Source organism: Caenibacillus caldisaponilyticus, from assembly GCF_002003465.1.
In the GTDB taxonomy this organism is placed as follows: domain Bacteria; phylum Bacillota; class Bacilli; order Bacillales; family Sporolactobacillaceae; genus Caenibacillus; species Caenibacillus caldisaponilyticus.
The window spans coordinates 1-2,481 of record NZ_BDDQ01000107.1; the positions used below are offsets into that span (position 1 = coordinate 1).

The 2,481-nt window shown below is 45.1% G+C and carries 2 protein-coding genes and 1 CRISPR repeat array; of the genes, one reads left to right on the forward strand and one right to left on the reverse strand.

The genetic code is table 11. From position 1 onward, the window contains the following. Nucleotides 1–8 precede the first annotated feature (8 nt). A CRISPR array of direct repeats spans nt 9–969; the repeat unit is 30 nt; unit sequence CTTTCAATTCCTCATAGGTAAGATCTAAAC. 354 nt (nt 970–1,323) lie between these two features. Next, nucleotides 1,324–1,476, forward strand: a complete 153-nt coding sequence (locus CCB157_RS16490) for a YpzG family protein (RefSeq protein ID WP_077616903.1) — start codon at nt 1,324–1,326, stop codon at nt 1,474–1,476. A gap of 50 nt (nt 1,477–1,526) precedes the next feature. On the opposite strand, the gene CCB157_RS16495 is transcribed toward CCB157_RS16490, so the two are convergent. Then, nucleotides 1,527–2,156, reverse strand: coding sequence for a glycerol-3-phosphate acyltransferase (locus CCB157_RS16495; protein WP_077616904.1), 630 nt, complete (start codon nt 2,154–2,156; stop codon nt 1,527–1,529). Between the last annotated feature and the right edge of the window lie 325 nt (nt 2,157–2,481).

Consider the following 2,481-nt stretch of genomic DNA (forward strand, 5'->3'; position numbering starts at 1 on the left):
CCAAAAAACTTTCAATTCCTCATAGGTAAGATCTAAACGCTTTCTCCAATATGGGAAAGCGGTTGGAGCAGCGTACTTTCAATTCCTCATAGGTAAGATCTAAACGGACCTTGATCTTCATGCTCCACCCCTCCCAAAAAACTTTCAATTCCTCATAGGTAAGATCTAAACAAAAGATTGACATGGTAATGAGTTTCACGAACGCAACTTTCAATTCCTCATAGGTAAGATCTAAACCCAAATGCGGGAGATGCGGGTATTCATTTGTTGGAAGACTTTCAATTCCTCATAGGTAAGATCTAAACCCCATTTAGGCATCGGGGCAACGCGCCGATTTGCTTTCTTTCAATTCCTCATAGGTAAGATCTAAACCAAATTGAGCTATTCCGGTGGCCTAACTGGAGAAATTCTTTCAATTCCTCATAGGTAAGATCTAAACTTGTGGACTATGTAACCGACCGTCACGGAATGTTCACTTTCAATTCCTCATAGGTAAGATCTAAACGAAGGCCGCCGCGGCTACGACGGCCGAATCAAAATACTTTCAATTCCTCATAGGTAAGATCTAAACGTCTGCTATACTCAACTAGCCATTCATCCGGAACCATCTTTCAATTCCTCATAGGTAAGATCTAAACTTATTGAGACATACCGCTAAACTTACGGCGCTGGGCTTTCAATTCCTCATAGGTAAGATCTAAACTTTGGGACAGCCTGACGGGTATCATATGGCGGGATGACTTTCAATTCCTCATAGGTAAGATCTAAACAACTGATCGAAGCGCTCGAACAAGTGAACTCGGAAACTTTCAATTCCTCATAGGTAAGATCTAAACATTTTTGACAAGTATAATTATCTCTTTCAAAAACTTCTTTCAATTCCTCATAGGTAAGATCTAAACTCAAATACTTTATAACGTTTTATATACCACTATTTGACTTTCAATTCCTCATAGGTAAGATCTAAACCCAAATTGGGTTGATATTAAAGTATTCTACATCATGATAAAAACTCCTCCTGAAAAAGAAAAAATGATCTCTCCCTGTCGAAAAGTGCGATAGGATAGGGTTTCCCAACAATTTGTTCTTGTCGTCGATCCCCCGGGGTTTGTGCGCTACCGACGATCGACGACAAAAAACAGGCATCGCTTTTAACTCGAAAATCCGGCTCACATGCCTTGGCTTTTATCGAGAAATATACCAAACGGGGATTTCGGTCTTGTGACCACCAAAAACCTGGGCAGAAAGGCCGGACTGATATCCATCGATCTACTGGGCGGGCGCCGGCTTCCTGCGCGGATTGAATAAAAAGGGGCCAATCTAATGGCGGCCACACCCCTCCCGTTTTCCCGCCCACCGAAGAGGTCGGTGCTCCCTCGCCCAATCCGGCGGGGTCGAATTTCCTTCCACCAAGTCAATGGGGAAACGGAACAGAGTTTGCACAACAAAATCCTGCAAATCCAGACACGTAAGTGAGCTCCGTTCACGCATTCCGTCCGCCTCTTAAACCTGTTCATCTCGCGGTCTTAAACCGGAAATTGTTTTTCTTCCTTATTTGACAGATGTTTCAATACCCTGACAATGCCAGCCCTGTTTTTATAAAACAAAAGCGCGAAGTTTCCGAACCAGATCCAGAGAATGGGGGCCGGATATTGCCGATAATACAGATAAAAGGACAAAAGCAGCATGCCTAACGTCGTTTGGAAGCCGTCTTCGTCGCTCGATACCGGTTTGCCCCTTTTCAGCAAATGCGTGACCACAAAGAAGACCGCCAAAACGAACGCATAGGCAACGGCCGCCCGGAATGCCGTCAAGGCGCTCCAAACGCCGAAGCTGACCGCCAAGCTTTTCCCGCCTCTAAATCTTAAAAACGGGGAAAAGGCGTGGCCGGCAATGGGCGCCAGGGCAATCGGAATCATCTGGCCATTTTTCGCCCAATCGTACTTTAAAATGATGAGAACGGGAAGATAACCTTTCAAAAAATCGAGGGCGATCCCCACCAATCCGTACTTATAGCCCGCGGCTTTCCAAAGGTTGGCCGCTCCGGGATTTCCGTCGCCGACCGTTCGGATATTTTTGTTCTTCAAAAGGCCGAGCCAATATGAAAACATCAATGACCCGCTCAAAAAACAGAGGATGGTCAACAGGAGCGTCATTTGCGCATTCTCCTCCCTACAGGGACTTGCCTTCCTTTCCAGACGACCGAACGGCGAAAAACGACTTGGTACAAGGAATAAAGTCCTACGGTGTGATGTCAAGAGTTAAAAACAAATGAATTGGAAATTCTTTTGGCCATATGTCATAAAAAAGGGTGCACTAAACCAAGCCTCCAGTATATTGTAAATAACTGGAAGCCGATATGACCAAGGTTATCGATGAAGGTTACCTCATCGCGTCACCTTCTTTTTCGGCGCATATATTTGATTGTTGCGGAGCAGCGCATCAATCAGGCGCACCAATTTTCTTGCCGTTAAGACGAGG